Origin of the sequence: Rahnella victoriana (assembly GCF_021276285.1) — a bacterium.
GTDB lineage: Bacteria > Pseudomonadota > Gammaproteobacteria > Enterobacterales > Enterobacteriaceae > Rahnella > Rahnella victoriana.
This window is the reverse complement of sequence record NZ_CP089919.1, coordinates 1,367,075-1,385,200: the sequence shown is the minus strand read 5'-3', so window position 1 is coordinate 1,385,200 and position 18,126 is coordinate 1,367,075. Positions and strand designations below refer to the sequence as shown.

At 55.1% G+C, this 18,126-nt stretch carries 14 protein-coding genes; 8 read left to right on the top strand and 6 right to left on the bottom strand.

The window, feature by feature from the left end; all coding sequences use genetic code 11:
• The first annotated feature begins 26 nt into the window (after window positions 1-26).
• The 3 genes from metE to J9880_RS06395 all read left to right on the top strand — a co-directional run bounded on the left by metE (window position 27) and on the right by J9880_RS06395 (window position 4,313).
• A complete protein-coding gene (gene metE, locus J9880_RS06405; RefSeq protein WP_232770226.1) occupies window positions 27-2,306 on the top strand; it encodes a 5-methyltetrahydropteroyltriglutamate--homocysteine S-methyltransferase in 2,280 nt (759 codons plus the stop codon).
• A 234-nt stretch (window positions 2,307-2,540) separates the two neighbouring features.
• A complete protein-coding gene (locus tag J9880_RS06400; RefSeq protein ID WP_095924254.1) occupies window positions 2,541-3,305 on the top strand; it encodes an SDR family NAD(P)-dependent oxidoreductase in 765 nt (254 codons plus the stop codon).
• Window positions 3,306-3,449: 144 nt separating this feature from the next.
• Window positions 3,450-4,313: a helix-turn-helix domain-containing protein gene (locus J9880_RS06395; RefSeq protein WP_131694079.1), complete on the top strand. Its 864-nt coding sequence runs from the start codon at window positions 3,450-3,452 to the stop codon at window positions 4,311-4,313.
• A gap of 3 nt (window positions 4,314-4,316) precedes the next feature.
• Here J9880_RS06395 and J9880_RS06390 read toward each other — a convergent pair whose 3' ends face one another.
• Genes J9880_RS06390 through J9880_RS06370 form a run of 5 tightly spaced genes read right to left on the bottom strand, consistent with a single transcriptional unit; the run spans window position 4,317 to window position 9,291 of the window.
• On the bottom strand, window positions 4,317-4,661 hold the full coding sequence (locus J9880_RS06390; protein WP_095924256.1) for a PTS fructose-like transporter subunit IIB: 345 nt from the start codon (window positions 4,659-4,661) through the stop codon (window positions 4,317-4,319).
• A 23-nt stretch (window positions 4,662-4,684) separates the two neighbouring features.
• Window positions 4,685-5,572: a [formate-C-acetyltransferase]-activating enzyme gene (locus tag J9880_RS06385; protein WP_195818163.1), complete on the bottom strand. Its 888-nt coding sequence runs from the start codon at window positions 5,570-5,572 to the stop codon at window positions 4,685-4,687.
• A complete protein-coding gene (locus J9880_RS06380) occupies window positions 5,538-7,835 on the bottom strand; it encodes a formate C-acetyltransferase (RefSeq protein ID WP_195818162.1) in 2,298 nt (765 codons plus the stop codon). Before J9880_RS06380 ends, J9880_RS06385 begins: the two co-directional genes overlap by 35 nt.
• 16 nt (window positions 7,836-7,851) lie before the next feature.
• The gene (locus tag J9880_RS06375) at window positions 7,852-8,181 is read right to left on the bottom strand and encodes a PTS fructose-like transporter subunit IIB (RefSeq protein ID WP_095924259.1); all 330 of its coding nucleotides are present in this window, start codon (window positions 8,179-8,181) and stop codon (window positions 7,852-7,854) included.
• A 30-nt stretch (window positions 8,182-8,211) separates the two neighbouring features.
• Entirely contained in the window at window positions 8,212-9,291 is a 1,080-nt protein-coding gene (locus J9880_RS06370; RefSeq protein ID WP_095924260.1) for a PTS fructose transporter subunit EIIC, read from the bottom strand.
• A gap of 350 nt (window positions 9,292-9,641) precedes the next feature.
• Between J9880_RS06370 and ptsP the strand changes: the two genes are divergently transcribed.
• Window positions 9,642-12,146 (top strand): phosphoenolpyruvate--protein phosphotransferase, encoded by a 2,505-nt coding sequence (gene ptsP, locus J9880_RS06365; RefSeq protein WP_232770225.1) that lies wholly within the window; start codon window positions 9,642-9,644, stop codon window positions 12,144-12,146.
• Window positions 12,147-12,157: 11 nt separating this feature from the next.
• Window positions 12,158-12,820 carry a fructose-6-phosphate aldolase gene (fsa, locus tag J9880_RS06360; RefSeq protein ID WP_095924262.1) on the top strand — a complete coding sequence of 221 codons (663 nt, stop codon included), beginning with the start codon at window positions 12,158-12,160 and terminating at the stop codon, window positions 12,818-12,820.
• Window positions 12,821-12,907: 87 nt separating this feature from the next.
• On the opposite strand, the gene J9880_RS06355 is transcribed toward fsa, so the two are convergent.
• Complete coding sequence (locus J9880_RS06355) at window positions 12,908-13,735, bottom strand: dienelactone hydrolase family protein (protein WP_119825642.1); 828 nt, start codon at window positions 13,733-13,735, stop codon at window positions 12,908-12,910.
• A 173-nt stretch (window positions 13,736-13,908) separates the two neighbouring features.
• On the opposite strand from J9880_RS06355, the gene katE reads away from it, so the two are divergent.
• From katE to J9880_RS06340, 3 genes are all read left to right on the top strand, one after another.
• The gene (katE, locus tag J9880_RS06350; RefSeq protein ID WP_408637220.1) at window positions 13,909-16,191 is read left to right on the top strand and encodes a catalase HPII; all 2,283 of its coding nucleotides are present in this window, start codon (window positions 13,909-13,911) and stop codon (window positions 16,189-16,191) included.
• A 229-nt stretch (window positions 16,192-16,420) separates the two neighbouring features.
• A complete protein-coding gene (gene udp, locus J9880_RS06345; protein WP_095924264.1) occupies window positions 16,421-17,182 on the top strand; it encodes a uridine phosphorylase in 762 nt (253 codons plus the stop codon).
• Window positions 17,183-17,464: 282 nt separating this feature from the next.
• Window positions 17,465-17,992, top strand: coding sequence for a DedA family protein (locus tag J9880_RS06340; RefSeq protein WP_095925253.1), 528 nt, complete (start codon window positions 17,465-17,467; stop codon window positions 17,990-17,992).
• The last annotated feature ends 134 nt before the right edge of the window (window positions 17,993-18,126 follow it).

Genomic DNA, 18,126 nt, shown 5'->3' with positions numbered 1-18,126 from the left:
TGGATGGCTAAACAGGAATTAAAAAGATGACGATACTGAATCACACTCTGGGTTTTCCACGCGTTGGTCTGCGTCGTGAACTTAAAAAAGCACAAGAAAGCTACTGGGCAGGCAATTCCACTCAGGAAGAACTGCTGGCAACCGGACGTGAACTGCGCGCCCGTCACTGGAAGCAACAGGCTGAAGCAGGCGTGGATTTGGTGCCGGTGGGCGATTTCGCCTGGTACGATCACGTACTCACCACCAGCCTGTTACTGGGAAACGTGCCCGCACGTCACCAGAATGCCGACGGCTCTGTTGATCTCGATACCTTATTCCGTCTTGGCCGTGGCCGCGCACCGACCGGTAAACCGGCTGCCGCTGCGGAAATGACAAAATGGTTTAACACCAACTATCACTATATGGTGCCGGAGTTTGTCAAAGGGCAGAAATTCAAACTGAGCTGGACACAACTGCTGGAAGAAGTGGACGAAGCGCTGGCGCTCGGCCACAAAGTAAAACCGGTTCTGCTGGGGCCGCTGACCTATCTGTGGCTCGGCAAAGTGAAAGGCGAACAGTTTGACCGTCTTTCCCTGCTCAACGACATTCTGCCGGTCTACCAGCAGGTGCTGGCTGAACTGGCAAAACGTGACATCGAATGGGTGCAGATTGATGAACCGGCACTGGTGCTGGAACTGCCGCAGGAGTGGCTGGATGCGTATAAACCGGCTTATACCGCGCTGGAACAGAGCAAAACCAAACTGCTGCTGACCACTTATTTCGACAGCGTCGGGCACAACCTAGACACTATCCGTCAGTTGCCGGTACAGGGGCTGCACATTGACGCCGTCGCCGGTCGCGATGACCTGCAAAGCGTCATCAGCAAACTGCCTGAAGACTGGCTGATTTCTCTGGGTGTCATCAATGGCCGTAACGTCTGGCGCGCCGATCTGAGCACCTGGTTTGAGCGTCTGAAACCGCTGGTGGCGGCGCGCAATATCTGGATCGGCAGCTCCTGTTCGCTGCTGCACAGCCCGATCGACTTAAGCGTCGAAAGCCGTCTGGATGAGGAAGTGAAAAGCTGGTTCGCCTTCGCCCTGCAAAAATGTGCAGAACTGGCCTTACTGACCTCGGCACTGAACAATCCGACCGCTGAAGCGCAGCAAAAACTGGCGGAGTATAGCGCGCCAATCCGCGCCCGCCGTGAATCCGCCCGTGTGAACAATCCGGCGGTCGGTAAACGCGTGGCGGCGATCACAGCCGCAGATATTGAGCGGCCGAATGTTTACACCGAACGCGCCAAAGCGCAGCGCGCCCGTTTCAACCTGCCAGCCTGGCCGACTACCACCATCGGTTCATTCCCGCAAACCACCGAAATCCGTGGCCTGCGTCTGGACTTCAAACAGGGTCGTCTGGATAACACTAAATACCGCACCGGCATCAGCGAACATATTAAGCAAGCCATTAAAGAGCAGGAACGTCTGGGTATCGACGTGCTGGTTCACGGTGAAGCTGAACGTAACGACATGGTGGAATACTTCGGCGAACATCTGGACGGTTTTGTGTTCACGCAAAACGGCTGGGTACAAAGCTACGGTTCACGCTGCGTAAAACCGCCGGTGATTATCGGTGACGTCAGCCGTCCGCAGGCCATCACCGTTGAGTGGGCGAAGTACGCGCAGTCGCTGACCGAAAAACCGGTGAAAGGCATGCTGACCGGTCCGCTGACCATTCTCTGCTGGTCCTTCCCGCGTGAAGATGTCAGCCGTGAAACCATCGCCAGACAAATTGCGCTGGCGCTGCGCGACGAAGTGGAAGATCTGGAAAAAGCCGGTATCGGTATTATCCAGATTGATGAACCGGCACTGCGCGAGGGCCTGCCATTGCGCCGGTCTGAGTGGAACGCCTACCTGCGCTGGGCCGTGGATGCGTTCAAACTGAATGCGGCGATTGCCCGCGATGACACGCAGATCCACACCCACATGTGTTACTGCGAATTCAACGACATCATGGACTCGATTGCCGCGCTGGACGCGGATGTGATCACCATCGAAACCTCACGCTCCGATATGGACTTGCTGGAGTCGTTCAAAGACTTCGAGTATCCGAATGAAATCGGGCCGGGTGTGTATGACATTCACTCACCGAATGTACCCAGCGTGGAATGGATTGAAGACCTGCTGCGTAAAGCAGCGGATCGTATTCCGGCAGAACGCCTGTGGGTGAACCCGGACTGCGGCCTGAAAACCCGTGGCTGGCCGGAAACCCGCGAGTCGCTGGAAAACATGGTGAAAGCCGCCAGGCGCCTGCGCGCTGAGAAAGCCTGATTTTGCACTGAGTAAAATGACGTTGTGTTGTTACTGACACGTTTGGGGCACTCTGGTGCCCCTTTTTTATTGTTCTCATTCGCACTTTGTTACGTCTCTTTCAGCCCGCGTCCGGCGGTCGCTGTGGCGCGATTGCCGTTCTTATCTCCGGCCGGTTTCCACGCGCGGCGCGGTTCTCCGCTAGGCTTAAGACAGGTTTCACAATCTAAGCCTCATCAGACAGGGAGAGAAAATATGAACCGATTTAAAGATAAAGTGGTGGTCGTGACCGGTGCAGGTTCGGGCATGGGCGCTGCCTCGGCACGGCGTTTTTCGTCGGAAGGAGCCATTGTGGTGCTGGTCGGCCGGACAAAAGAAAAACTGGAGAAAGTCGCCAAAACCTTAAGCAGTACGCAGTATTACATTCATCTGGCGGATGTTTCGAACCCGCAAGATGTGGAGCGTATGGCAGAAGTGATTGAGGATAAATTCGGCCGCGTTGATGTGCTGGTGAACGGCGCTGGCGTCGTGGTGCAGGGCAAAGTGACAGAGGCCAGCCTCGATGACTGGCAGAAAATCATGGGTATCGATCTCAGCGGTGTTTTCTACTGCACGCGCTTTTTCATGCCCGCGCTGATTAAAAGCAAAGGCAATATCGTCAATATCTCCTCGGTGTCCGGCATGGGCGGCGACTGGGGCATGAGTTTTTACAATGCGGCCAAAGGCGGCGTGACCAACTTTACCCGCGCCATCGCCATGGATCACGGCAAGGACGGCGTGCGCGTTAACGCGGTGTGTCCGTCGCTGACGTTCACCGATATGGCGGCAGACATTAAAGACAATAAGCCGCTGCTGGCAAAATTTGCCGAACGTATCCCGCTGGGGCGTGGCGCAGAGCCGGAAGAAATTGCCGATGTGATTGCCTTTCTCGCCAGTCATGACGCCCGTTTTGTCACCGGGGTAAACCTGCCGGTGGATGGCGGTCTTTCTGCCTCTAACGGCCAGCCTCCGCAGGCGTAATCCCCTGAAACGGGGTGTTTACCGGCGCGTCACTTCTCCGGCGCGCCGGATTTCCCATTCCCTCCCGCAAATTTGCGACTTCCTTTTCAGTCTCCGGCGCAGGTTGGTTATCATAGAAATATTCTGCTGACAGGTGGCGCGACGATGACTGCTTCTCTTTTTCCCCTTTTGTCTCCGGTACTTGAACATCCGGCCGGTATCCGACAGGTGTATTTTGCCGGTGCTCAGCATCCTGTGCCGGAACTGGCTTATCAGGTGGATTTCCCGCGACTGGAACTGATCCTCGACGGTGAGCAGCGGATGAACTGGGAAGATGAGCAGGGGAATAATCAGCCCACCCGGCTGCGGGCGGGCGATGTGTTGTTCGTTCCCGCGAAAGGCTGGAACAGTCCGCAGTGGGAAAAACCGGTGCGGACGCTGAGCCTGTTATTTGGCAAGCAACAGCTGGGTTTCAGCCTGCTTAACTGGGATGGTGCGCAGTTCACCGCCAGCGAAAAAGGCAATGTCGCCAGACGCGGCCCCCGGGTCGGCGCGTTTATGTTGCAGGCGCTAAATGAACTGGCCTGGCACCACAGCGATCAGGCGACGGCGCAGTTTCTGGTGAAAGGCTTACTCAGCCACGCGCTGGATTTGTTCAGTTCTTCCGTACAAACCGCGTCACGCAGTCAGGCGCTGTTTGAGGCTATCCGCCAGCATATTGAGGAACATTATCGCGAGCCGCTGACCCGGGATTCTGTTGCTCAAGCCTTCTATATTTCACCGAATTATCTGTCGCATTTGTTCCAGAAAAGCGGCGGTATCGGGCTGAACGAATACCTGAATTATGTGCGACTTGAGCAGGCGAAGAATTTGCTGAAAGGCTATGACATGAAGGTCAGGGAAGTGGCGCATGCCTGCGGATTTGTCGACAGCAACTATTTTTGCCGCCAGTTCAGGAAAAGTACCGAGCGTTCTCCTTCGGAGTACCGTCGGCAGTACCGCAGTCAGCTTGAAAATATTGAGCCGTAGCCGTTAAGACAACACGATTTTTGTGCCCTGCGGCGAGGTGGCGATTTTTCTAACGGCCGCCATCACTTTTTCCGGAGTGCGCAAAAACGGCTGAATGCCGGTTTGAACACAGCGGCTATGCGTAAACCGCCCGCTGTTCTCCAGCTGGATTTCGGTGATCAGCAGAACAAGATCCGCCTGAGCAATATCACTTTCCGACAGCGCATTTTCCACGCCCAGCGCACCCTGCGTTTCGACTTTCACCTGCCATTTTTCGTGCTGGCACAGTTTTTCCAGCTTTTCTGCCGCCATATACGTATGCGCCACACCGCTGATACAGGCAGTCACGGCAACCAGTTTGAGCGACATATCATTTCCCCTGATTAAAAAATTTATCCACCGAGTGTCACCTTATAGCCGTATTTTTCGGCCATCGCCTGAAACGGTGCAATAGTTGCGGCATCCGGCACAGGGATTTTGTGCATTGAATACGTTTTATCCAGTAACGGGTATTTCGCTTCACCGTATTTATGGAAGGGTAGCAGATGGATTTCATGTAAGTTGAAGGGCTTAAGGAAATCGAGAATGTGTCGCATATTTTCCAGCGTCAGGGTGAAACCGGGGATCAGCGGTAAGCGGGGCAGCAGTTTAACGCCGCGTTGAGCCAGTGCCGTGAAGTTTTCCAGCACCCTTGGCTGGTTCATATTGAGCACGGATCTCGCCTGAGCGGGATCCATGATTTTGAAGTCATACAGCACCTGATCGCAGTGATCGGTGAGCGACAGCAGATGATCCTCCAGTGCATCGCCCGCCGTTTCGATTGCTGTATGAATCCCTAAATTCTGCAACGCTTTCAGCAACTCACCGGCAAACGCGTGTTGCATCAGCACTTCGCCGCCGGAAAGCGTCACTCCGCCGCCCGATGAGCGGAAAAACACGTCATCTTTCAGCAGTCGCGTCATTAAAGCGGACAGCGGGATGTCTTCGCCGACGTATTCCATCGCACCACTCGGGCATTCGCTGGGATCCTGCAGACAGGTGCGGCAGTTCAGACATTTTGCCTGACGTTTGATGATCTGAATGCGTGGCGACATGGATTCAGGGTTGGCGCACCACGGACAGCGGTGCGGGCAGCCTTTGAAGAACACCAGGGTACGGATACCCTGACCATCGTTGAGGGAAAAACGCTGGATATTGAAAATACGTCCCTGTCTTTCCGGCGCATTGATTACCGGAATGCGCAACTCAGAGCTGATGCGCGGTGCGGCCAATGATGTCATCCTGAATCTCCTTTGACAGCTCCACAAAGAACGCGCTGTATCCTGCCACCCTGACGACCAGCCCCGCGAAATCCTGCGGTCGTTTTTGCGCTTCGCGAAGCTGTTCGGCATTCACCACATTGAACTGCACATGTTGCAACTTCAGGCGGGTGAACGCGCCGAGAAAATCGGCCAGTTTATTCAGCCCCTGCTGGCCTTCGAGCGTGGAGGGTGTGAATTTTACATTCAGCAGCGTGCCGTTGGAGAGCAGCATATTGTCGAGTTTGCTGACGGATTTAAGCACCGCTGTCGGCCCCTGATGATCCTGTCCCAGCATCGGCGAAAGGCCGCCGTCCGCCAGTTGCTCACCGGCATAACGACCGTCCGGCGTTGCGCCGACCACCGCACCCAGCGGCACGTGTGCGGAAACCGTATAAGACCCCGGTGTGAACTGACCACCGCGCGGGTTGCGGTACTGCTCGACTTCCTTGCAATAAAACCGCAGCAAATCGGCACTGATCAGATCAACCTCATCAATGTCATTGCCGTATTTTTCAAAGCGGTTAATCAGACGGGCGCGGATGGCGCGACCTTCCTCGCTGGCGAAATTTTCTTTCAGTGAAGCCAGCAGCTCATCAAAGGTCAGGCGTTGCTGATCAAACACCATACCTTTCAGCGCATGCAGGGAATCACTGAGGTTGGCGATGCCAATCCCCTGCACGCCGGAAAAGTTGTAACGCGCGCCGCCTGCGGTGATGTCGCGCCCGCTGTCCAGGCAGCCGTCGATGAAAGAAGACAGCAGCGGAACCGGTGCCCAGTCGCGGTGGCCGATATCGCAGATATTGCTGCCCTGCGCCATCAGCCTGACGTAATGGCTGATTTTCTGGCGGATATGTTCCACCAGTTCCGGATAGGTGATCGCCGCGTGGCCTTCGTTTTCATGCAGCGTCAGTTCCATGACTTTCAGCAGGTTAAACATGGCAATATCGTGCAGCCCGTAGGTTTTTCCGGGGATCGACAGCTCGACGCAACCGACCACGGCATAATCCCGCGCATCCTCAAGACGCACGCCGCGATTGAGAAACGCAGGAACCACCACTTCATCATTAAATATCTGCGGAATGCCGGTGCCGAGCCGGATGGTTTCGGCGGTTTTCAGCAGGAACGGACGGTCGATCAGTTCATTGACCCGCACGCCCAGATTGGGCTGTGGCAGGCAAATATTCTGATAAGCGTCCAGACATAAAAATGACAGCACATTGACGGCGCTGCGGCCGGTATCAGTCAGGCCACCGAGTAAAATGGTGTAGCCGGTCGGGAATCCGGCGAAATAACGCGCGCTGGCGGTCGAGCGCAGTAGCACGATGTCGTTGCATTTCACCCACAGGCTTTCCAGTAACTCTTTCAGGAATGCCGGTGATTCGCCATGTGAAAGGGAATGCTGATAGAAGGGCAGCATGTACTGATCGAAACGGCCGAGCGACAAAGAACTGGCGTTGGATTCGTATTGCAAAATGATGTTCATGTACCAGAACAGCTGACAGGCCTGATAGAAATCCTGCGGTTTGTGAGCGGAAATCTGGCGTGAAACCCCGGCAATACGCGCCAGTTCCTGTTTTCTGGTGTTGTCCTGACAAGTTTCCGCCAGCGATTCTGCCAGCGTGGCGTAGCGTAAAATATGCCGCTGCGCCGCCTGCAGCAAAATCAGGGCTGACCGATAAAACGCATTGTCCGGTGCCTGTTCAACGTGTTGCACAAGCTCCGCCACCAGATTATCCAGACCGGTATTCAGCAGCCGTGGATAATCAATAATGATATGCCCCTGACCTTTGTCAGTCTGGTTGATGCTGAATATCTGCGTTTGGGTGGCGGTTTTCACCTCTTCCGGCATCTGGCTGTTGATGAAATCCTTCATCGAACGCGATTCCCAGTAAGGGAAAAGTTGCTGGCGGTAAATCTGTTTATCCTGCGCCGAAATCGAGAAGCGATCCTGCGGACGGGTGGCAAACCCATCCAGTTCTTTCAGCAGCCAGTAGGGATCCATTTCAGGAGAGACTATTCCCGCACGCGGTTTGACCGTGCGGTTACCGGCAATCAGTTCATCATCCCGCAGGGCAATTTCCACGTTATCCAGAATGTAGGCCGTGGCTTTCGCGCGCCGTAAAAGCGTAGGTTCGCCTTCGGTGTGGCGGTGGCTTTCGGTATACAGCAGGGCACGTTCCAGCGAGATTTCACGCGGGCTGGCGAAAAGTGCGGCTTTCAGACGTTCGGTACGGGAAGTCATCTTGTTCTCCTTGTGATCAATCCGTGACAGCGGCTTTGGCGAGGTGTGCCTCAATTTTTTCCATGATGGCATCCGCACGTTTTACGGCATCGCTGATGGCGACGCGCACCGTCACTTTGCCTTTAAAGCGTTCTTCCTGTTTGATGCCGATATCTTTGGTCAGGATCACGATATCTGCGGCCGCCACATCTTCCGGCGTCAGTTCGTTTTCCAGACCGATAGAACCCTGCGTTTCCACTTTGCATTCCCAGCCTTTGGCTTTTGCGGCGCGTTCAATGGCTTCAGCGGCCATATACGTGTGGGCAACACCGGACGGGCAGGCAGTCACAGCAATAATGTGAGTCATGATGTTTTCCTTCTATTTTTGGCAGAGAAATCAGTTAATTTCGAAGTCCAGATCAAGGTCAGATTCCTGACGTGTTTTCGCCGACTGCTTTTTCGCGGCCAGATATTTCAGTGTGTTGACGCACAGAGCGGTGACGACCATGCCAACCAGCAGCGCGCCGATATACCCCAGTTTTCCCTGCACAACCGGCAGCACAATCAGACCGCCCCAACCGGCGTAGCATTGCGCCCCCACCAGCGCGGCGGTGACCGCTGCACAGGCAGAACCCATCATGATGGAAGGAATGACCCGCAGCGGGTCGGCGGCAGCGAAAGGAATGGCCCCTTCGGTGACGCCGACGCAGCCCATTAACATCGCGGCTTTGCCCGCTTCACGCTCTTCAGTGGAATAATATTTGCGGCCAATCAGCGTCGCGAAACCCAGCCCGAGCGGCGGGGTGGCAATCGCCACCGCAGCAATCGCGACCACCGTATACACGCCCTGCGCCACGCAGATCAGCATGAAGGCGTAGGCGACTTTATTGACCGGTCCGCCCATGTCGAACGCCAGCATCAGCCCCATGATAATGGCGAGCACAATGATGCTGCCTTGTTGCATGCCTTGCAGCCAGTGAGTCAGGGAAGCCGTCAGCAACCCGACAGGTTCACCCAGCCCCCACATCATGATCCCCGCCGTCAGCAGGGTGCCGATGATCGGGATCACGAAGATCGGCATCACAGAACGCAGGATCTTCGGCACGCGGATCTTTTTAAGGTAGAACACGATAATCCCACCCAGCAGACCGGCGATGATGGCGCCGAAGAAGCCTGCGCCAAAGGAAGCGCCGACCCAGGCACCGATCGCCGAAGGCGCCAGCGCGGACCGGTCAGAGATGGAATAACCGATGTACGCCGCCAGAAAAGGCACCATCAGGGTTAAACCGGCGACGCCGATATCAAACAGCTTTTTCAGGTTCGGATCGGTGGCGGCATCCGGCACGGCACCTTTGCCATACAGCATCACGGACACCGCCAGCAGAATGCCGCCCGCGACCACGAAAGGGATCATATGGGACACGCCGGTCATCAGATGCTGGCGGGTATTTTTTAGAATATTGAGCAGGTCTTTCATGATGAGCTCCGGTGTCGGGCGAAAAGAACGGAATATCTTTCGAAAAAGCCCCGGATACAGAAAGGCTATCGACCTCAACAATAGGCTGCTGCCGGGGACGCTAATAGTGGACAAAATTGTGTTTTACTGGACTTTTGTAATGTCCGAACAAAAATGCGAGCAGGTTCAAATAACCTGAAACAGTGCGAGGTTTCTGCCCCCTGGTGGCGTGTGAGCTGGCTCGCAAAAAACAACAGACATTACATTTATCCAGTGTTTGTCATTTTTGTCTGGTAGCCAGCGGATCCGTCTGACTCTTATTCTGCAAGTAGCCGGTGCATTACACCGGAATTTGGGATGAGGATTCAGAAATGACCAAGAAGTTGAGCTTCACCTGCATGCTGGTTAATGGGGTTCATGCCCGACCGGCCAGTCATATCGAGACGTTGTGTAACGGCTTCGGGTCAACCTTTCAGTGGCACAATGCGCGGTCAGACCGCATTGCCGATGGCAAAAGTGTGCTGTCGCTGATTGGTGCCGATATTCTGCTGGACGATGAATGTCATGTGACGATTGAAGGACATGATGAAGAGGCCGCACATGCGGCACTGGCGCATTTTATTGAACATCAGCTTCCTCATTGCGATGAAGCCCTGCCTGAACTGGATGAAACCGCCGGACTTGAGCCGCTTCCTGAATCTCTGGCGCATCTTTCTCCTCTCCTTTTCCGTGCCCGCTCCGTCAGCGAAGGCTGTGCCGTGGGGAAACTGGTCAGCCTGTCCAGTGTGGATCTCGCCGCACTCACCGGTTTGCCTGAATCTCAGGGCAACGATAAAGAGCAGGGTTTGCTGGCCGGCGGGCTGGACGCGCTGGAAAAATCCCTTGATTTACAACTGATGGCGGGCAGCGGCACGATCACCGCCGTGCTGGAAGCGCACCGTTCCCTGCTGCGTGATAACAGCCTGCGTGAGGCTCTGCTGAACCGCGTGGCGCAAGGCCAAAGCTGTGCGCAAAGCATTGTGGAGACCGCCGCGTATTTCAGTGCGCAACTCGCACAATCCTCCAGTGCCTACTTGCGTGAACGTGAACTGGATATTCGTGATGTCAGCTTCCAGCTGTTGCAGCATATCTATGGCGAAGCGCGCTTCCCTTCGCAGCAGGCACTGAGCGAAGCCAGCATTTGTCTGGCCGATGAACTGACGCCGAGCCAGTTTCTCGAACTGGATAAAAAACACCTGAAAGGGTTGTTGCTCGGCAGCGGGGGGAGTACCTCGCATACGGTGATCCTCGCCCGATCGTTTAATATTCCCGCGCTGGTGGGGGTCGATCCCCGGCCATTGCAGCCGTATTTGCAGCAGGAAGTGCAGATCGACGGCGATCTGGGGCTGATTGCCTGCGCGCTCAGTGAACCGGTGCGCCGTTATTACCGTCAGGAACAGGCGGTACATCAGGCTTTGCGTGAGCAGCAGAGCGAATACCTTGAGAAACCCGGCTACACCGCCGATGGCGTGCGGCTGGAAGTGGCGGCCAATATCGCGCATTCGGTGGAGGCCAGCGCGGCCTTTGCCAACGGCGCGGAAGCCGTCGGGCTGTTCCGTACTGAAATGCTTTATATGGATCGCGTCAGTGCGCCTTCCGAAGATGAACTGTACAACATTTACTGTCAGGCAACGGAAGCCGCCAGGGGTAAAACCATTATTATCCGCACCATGGATATCGGCGGCGATAAACCGGTTCATTATCTGAATATCCCTGCCGAAAATAACCCGTTCCTCGGCTATCGCGCCGTGCGTATCTATCAGGAATTCCTGCCGTTATTCCGCACCCAGTTGCGTTCAATTCTGCGTGCGTCGGCACACGGACCGCTGAAAATCATGATCCCGATGATCTCCTCCATGGAAGAGATTTTATGGGTGAAAGATCAGCTGGCGGAAGCCAAACAGTCGCTGCGCGGTGAGCAGATCCCGTTTGATGAAAAAATTCAGCTGGGGATCATGCTGGAAGTGCCGTCGGTGATGTTCATCATTGATCAGTGCTGCGAAGAGATTGATTTCTTTAGCATCGGCAGTAATGACCTGACGCAGTATCTGCTGGCGGTTGACCGGGATAACGCCAAAGTGACCCGCCATTACAACAGCCTGAATCCGGCATTTCTGCGCGGGCTGGATCACGTCGTGCGTGAAGTGCATCGTCACGGGAAATGGATTGGCTTATGTGGCGAGCTGGGGGCGAAAGGCTCGGTGTTACCGCTGCTGGTCGGGCTGGGGCTGGATGAAATCAGCATGAGTGCGCCGTCCGTGCCGGTCACCAAGGCGCGTCTGGCAAAGCTCGACAGCCGCGAGTGCCGTCTGCTGCTCAACCGCGCGATGCAATGCCGTACCTCGCTGGAAGTGGAACACCTGCTGGCGCAGTTCCGGATGACCGTTAACGACGCGCCGCTGATCACCGCCGAATGCGTGGCGCTGAATGCCGACTGGCGCAGCAAGGAAGAAGTGATTAAAGGCATGGTTGATAACCTGATGCTGGCCGGGCGATGCCGCTATCCGCGCAAGCTCGCCGCCGATGTCTGGGCGCGTGAAGCGGTATTTTCCACCGGGCTGGGATTTGGTTTTGCCATTCCGCACACCAAATCGGAACACATTGAGCAATCGACCATCAGCGTGGCGAAATTACCGCAACCGGTGCAATGGGGCGATGAAGAGGCGCAATTTGTCATCATGCTGACCCTGAATAAACACGCCGCGGGCGACCAGCATATGCGGATTTTCTCAAAGCTGGCGCGGCGGATCATGCATGACAGTTTCCGCGATGCACTGATGCATTCGACCACCGCAGCACAAATAGAAACGCTGCTGAAACAAGAACTGGAACTCTGACAGGAGAGGGTATGGAACTTTATCTGGATACTGCGGATATCAGCGCAGTGAAACATTTATCACGTATTTTGCCGTTGCAGGGCGTGACCACCAACCCGAGCATTGTTGCCAAAGCGGGCACCTCATTGTGGGAAGTGTTGCCAGCCCTGCGTGATGCGCTGGGCGGTGAAGGCAAACTATTTGCTCAGGTGCTGGCCAACCAGACGGAGCAGATCGTGGAAGAAGCCGAATTGCTGCATTCCCGCGTGCCGGGGCTGGTGGTGAAAGTGCCGGTGACGCCAGCGGGGCTGGCGGCGATTAAGATTCTGCGTACCCGCAAAATCCCGACGCTGGGCACGGCAGTGTATGGCGCGGGGCAGGGATTGCTGTCGGCGCTGGCGGGGGCTGAATATGTTGCGCCTTATGTCAACCGGGTGGATGCCCAGGGCGGTGACGGCATTGCAATGGTGACGGAGCTTCAGCAATTACTGACGCTTCATGCGCCGCATGCCAAAGTGCTGGCGGCCAGCTTTAAAACGCCGCGTCAGGTGCTGGCTTGTCTGCTGGCGGGGTGTCAGTCCGTGACTCTTCCGGTGGATGTGGCGGAGCAATTTATCAGCGCGCCCGCCGTGCAGGCGGCTGTCGATAAATTTGAACAGGACTGGCAGGGGGCTTTCGGGCAGCTGTCGTTGTAACGGATGTCATTGCGATAAAAAGCCCGGCAGGAAAACCTGTCGGGCTTTGTCGTTTTTCACGCTTTAAATGATTTCACTGCGTACTTTTTATTTCACACCGTACTGAGCAAAGAATGCCAGCATCCGTTGCCAGCCATCGGTGGCCGCTTCGGCATGATAGCTTGCGCGGTAATCAGCATTAAAGGCGTGGCCCGCTTCGGGATAGACCACGATTTCTGCCGTGGCATTGGCGGCCCGGATGGCCTGCCGCATCGTTTCAATGGTATCCGGCGGAATGCTGGAGTCCTCCGCACCATACAAACCCAACACCGGGGCATCCAGCGCCGCCGCGCGGTCAACCGGATTCGACGGGCTGGTCAGCGTTTTGTCGCCGACCAGTTTGCCGTACCACGCCACGCCCGCTTTCAGCTGCGGATTATGCGCCGCATAAAGCCAGGTAATTCGCCCGCCCCAGCAGAAACCGGTGATGCCTAATTTGGAAATATCCCCGCCGTGCTGGGAGGCCCAATGCGCGGTATGGTCGAGATCGGAAAGTACCTGCTGATCCGGCACCTTGCTGACCAGTTGGGCAAACAGTTCGCTGATTTCGGTGTAATCACGCGGGTCGCCCTGACGGAAATAAAGCTCGGGTGCGATGGCCATATAGCCCTGTTTTGCCAGACGACGGCAAATGTCCTGAATATGTTCGTGTACGCCAAAAATCTCCTGCACTACCAGAATGATCGGCAATTTACCGGTGAACTGTTCCGGACGGGCGAGATAAGCGGGCATATCTTCGCCCTGTGAGGGAATGGTGGTCTGGCCTGCGTGCAACCCGTTGGTATCCGTGTGGATCGTGGTGCTGGCGACGGGAGTGACGGCAGGGGCAAAGCTGGTTGGAGCCTGTTTCAGGGTAAGCAATTCTTCTTTTTTCATCGGGGGTCTCCAGGCAAGTGTCCATACGAAAATTTGTTGCTATGGATTAAAACTATAGCCGGAAAGCATGAACAGCAAGGCACAAGAGATGTTCTATAGTTAAACGTTAATCAGGAAAACTGTCATGGAAGAGTGAAAGAACACCCAAACCTTTGTCTGAGGAGTTATGTCCAATGTCAAAATCGCCATCAAAAGTGAACAAGAAAAGTGAGCCAAAACCGGTAAGCCGCGCCCCCGCCACGGGCATTGAGTCTTCACAACCAGGGCTTGGCGATCTGGCGCCCGATGATCGCGCTTATCAGCCTTCGCCTCAGCCGACGCCGCCGGGAAAAGAGCCCACGGCTTCCGGCAGTGCCAAAAGTCCGAAAAATACCAATGCCAAACTTGATGCTCTGGAACGTCATCGTAAAAACGGTGAAAAACAGCCGCTGACCACCAATCAGGGTACCAAAATTTCTGATGATCAAAATTCGCTGAAAGCCGGAAGCCGTGGCCCGACACTGCTCGAAGATTTCATTCTGCGCGAGAAAATTACCCACTTTGACCACGAACGCATTCCTGAGCGTATCGTTCATGCGCGCGGCGCAGCGGCACATGGCTACTTCCAGCCATACCGCAATATGAAAGACGTGACGAAAGCCAGTTTCCTTTCCGATCCCGAAAAGAAAACGCCGGTCTTTGTGCGCTTTTCTACCGTACAAGGCTCCCGTGGTTCGGCAGATACCGTCCGTGATATCCGCGGCTGGGCGACCAAATTTTACACGGATGAAGGGATTTATGATCTGGTGGGCAACAATACGCCGGTGTTCTTTATTCAGGATGCGCATAAATTCCCGGACTTTGTGCATGCGGTCAAACCCGAGCCGCACAACGAAATTCCGCAGGGCGCGAGTGCGCATGATTCCTTATGGGATTACGTTTCCCTGCAACCGGAAACCTTGCATAACATTTTCTGGGCGATGTCTGACCGCGGCATTCCGCGCAGTTACCGCACAATGGAAGGGTTTGGTATCCATACGTTCCGCTTCGTGAATGCTGAAGGAAAAGCCACGTTTGTCCGCTTCCACTGGAAACCGGTGGCCGGAAAAGCCTCGCTGTTATGGGATGAGGCACAGAAACTGGCCGGGAAGGATGCCGATTTCCACCGCCGTGATTTGTGGGAAGCCATCGAAGCGGGGGATTACCCGGAATACGAACTGGGGATTCAGCTGATCCCCGAAGAAGACGAGTTCAAATTTGATTTCGACCTGCTCGACCCGACCAAGCTGATCCCGGAAAAACTGGTGCCGGTGGAGTTGATTGGCAAAATGGTGCTTAACCGTAATCCCGATAATTTCTTTGCCGAAACTGAGCAGGCCGCATTCCATCCGGGGCATATCGTGCCCGGCATTGATTTCACCAATGATCCGCTGTTACAGGGGCGTCTGTTCTCTTACACGGATACGCAAATCAGCCGTCTGGGCGGGCCGAATTTCCATGAAATCCCGATTAACCGTCCGACCTGCCCTTACCACAACTTCCAGCGTGACGGCATGCACCGGCAGGATGTGGATACTAATCCGGCGAACTATGAGCCGAACTCCATCAACAATAACTGGCCGAGGGAAACGCCTCCCGCAGCGTCCGGCGGCGGCTTTGAAAGCTATCCGGAACGGGTGGATGCAGAAAAAATCCGCCAGCGCAGCCCGTCTTTTGCCGAGTATTACGCCCACCCGCGTCTGTTCTGGCTGAGTCAGACCACGACGGAGCAGGATCATATTGTCGGCGCCTTCTCCTTTGAACTGTCAAAAGTCGTGCGACCTTATATCCGCGAGCGGGTTGTGGATCTGCTGGCGCATGTTGATCAGGAACTGGCGCAGAAAGTGGCGAAAAATCTGGGTATTACGTTGTCGGCCGATACCCTGAAAATCAAACCACCGAAGCCCGTGAATGGCCTGAAAAACGATCCGTCGCTGAGCCTGTATGCCAGCGGTAAAGGCACGATCAAAGGGCGTCAGGTGGCGATATTGCTGGGTGAAGGCGTGAATGCAGCAGATGTTCTGGAAATCTTGCAGGCGCTTCAGGCTGCCGGTGTGCATCCGAAACTGCTTGGCAGTCATATGGGGAATGTGACGGCCGATGACGGATCATCCTTGCCGGTTGATGCCACCTTTGCCGGTGCGCCTTCCATTTCCGTCGATGCCGTCATTGTTCCGCACGGGCATATCGATGCGTTACTGATGAACGGCGATGCGCGGCATTATCTGCTTGAGGCCTATAAGCACCTGAAAGTCATCGGGTTAAGTGGTGATGCCCGCCGCTTCAAATCACTTCTTGGGCTGACGGATGATGTGCCGGAAGAAGGCGTTGTCGAAGGCGAAAAAGCCGAAGGCGCATTGCTGAAAACCTTCCTTGAAGACATGCATAAACACCGGATCTGGTCGCGCAGCGCGGCGGCAGAAGCCGTCCCTGCCTGATTGTGTTCCGCGTTAACTGAAAAACAGGCAACCTTCGCAAAGGAGGTTGCCTGTTTATTCTTTCCGCAATCGCCTGTTAATTTGTGATGCTTGTCACAAATTAAATGTATGCGCAATTCTTGTTGTTACATCATAGTGATGGTCGTCACGAAATAACGTCACAATGTTCAGTACAGTTGCCGGGTGTTCCTCCTGCCAATAAATGACCTTACACACAGAGGAGTTTGTTATGTCTCAGCCTGAAGTTTTCCACCTTGGCCTGGCCAAAAAAGATTTAAACGGCGCGACGCTGGCGATTGTGCCCGGCGATCCTGAGCGCGTGGAAAAAATTGCCAAACTGATGGAAAATCCGGTTCGTCTGGCTTCCCACCGCGAATTTACCTCATGGCGTGCTGAGCTTGATGGCAAATCTGTGATTGTTTGCTCAACCGGTATTGGTGGCCCTTCAACCTCTATCGCGGTGGAAGAACTGGCTCAGCTGGGGATTCGTACCTTCCTGCGTGTCGGTACCACAGGGGCGATCCAGCCACACATCAATGTGGGCGACGTTCTGGTGACAACTGCTGCCGTTCGCCTTGATGGCGCGAGCCTGCACTTTGCGCCGATGGAATTCCCGGCCGTGGCCGATTTTGCCTGTACCACCGCGCTGGTTGCTGCGGCTGAAGCCGTGGGCGCCGCCACTCATATTGGCGTTACCGCCTCTTCTGACACCTTCTATCCGGGTCAGGAACGTTATGACACCTTCTCCGGCCGCGTTGTCCGTCGCTTCAAAGAATCGATGAAAGAGTGGCAGGAAATGGGCGTCATGAACTACGAAATGGAATCTGCAACCCTGCTGACCATGTGTGCAAGCCAGGGCCTGCGCGCCGGGATGGTGGCCGGTGTCATCGTGAACCGTACGCAGCAGGAAATCCCTAATGCGGAAACCATGAAGAAGACCGAAAGCCATGCGGTGAAGATTGTTGTAGAAGCGGCTCGCCGACTTATCTGATTTCCCGTCATCCTTCGAGCCGCAGGTGCGTTGGCTGCGCTCGCGAACCCGAATCACTGACTAATGTCAGCTCATCGGGATTCGTTCGGTTGCCGTCTTCCTGCAACTCGAATGATTTAGGGAAAGGATCGGATTATAAAGAAACTACATCATAGTGATGGGCTGCCGCTGGCGGCCCATTTTTTTGTCCTGTTAAGCAGATCTGTTAAGGTCATGTTAGTAATACATCTGGAATAATTGATGCATTCCGGCTTCGTATCCCTGACAAAAGGAACTGTATTTTTGACTGTTCATGACCTTCTTGAGTACACCACGACCTTTATCCGTGCGCATCAGGTGTGGGCTGCACCCATCGTTTTCTTTCTGGCTTTTGGTGAGTCTCTGGCATTTCTTTCCCTGCTGCTTCCTGCGACGTTTATCTTATTAGGGCTGGGTGCGCTGATTGGCGAAACCGGCATTCCTTTCTGGCCCGTCTGTGCCGCCGCCGCTGCGGGGGCTTTCTTCGGTGACTGGCTTTCCTACTGGGTGGGCGCACATTATCAGGATCGCGTGGGTCACTTCTGGCCTTTCTCCCGCCATCCGCAGATGTTGGTTCGCGGACATGCATTCTTTGAAAAATGGGGCATGCCGGGAGCGTTTATCGGCCGTTTCTTCGGTCCGCTGCGCGCCGTTGTGCCGCTGGTGGCCGGTATCTGTGGTATGCCACAGAAATATTTCCAGATTGCCAATGTCACCTCTGCGCTGATCTGGGCGTTTGGCATTCTGGCACCCGGTGCTTTCGGCATTCAGTGGCTGAGCCGCTGGTTTTGAATCCTGCTCCCTGTGGCTGACCGCGGCAAGAGGGTAACGGCAAAGAAATTCCCTTTTGGAAGACGTCTCGCAAAGGCTCAATGCAACAGAAAATAGACTGGACATCCATACAGCATGACATTACCTTGGCCGCA